The following is a 252-nucleotide window of genomic DNA, read 5'->3' on the forward strand; positions in this document are numbered from 1 at the left end:
GCTCTTCAGTCGCAGACTGGTAGATGCGCTTTAAATCGGCGGTAACTTCTTTATAGTCTTTCCAGGAAACATATTTCAGGCTGTTGCGAACCATGTGCACAATGCAGAGCTGAATACGGGTCTGTGGGTATTCGGCAGCAATGGCGTCAGGGAAGCCTTTCAAGCCATCGACACAGGCGATCAGGATATCCTGCACGCCCCGGCTCTTGAGTTCTGTCAGCACGGACAGCCAGAACTTGGCACCTTCATTCT

General features: G+C 51.6%; 1 protein-coding gene. It reads right to left on the reverse strand.

Annotated features, from left to right (window positions below):
* Positions 1–252 (reverse strand): transposase (locus ACO0LN_RS30465; protein ID WP_422980527.1); only part of this gene is annotated, 252 nt, incomplete at both ends.

Origin of the sequence: Undibacterium sp. TC9W (genome assembly GCF_049339865.1) — a bacterium.
Classification (GTDB): domain Bacteria; phylum Pseudomonadota; class Gammaproteobacteria; order Burkholderiales; family Burkholderiaceae_D; genus Undibacterium.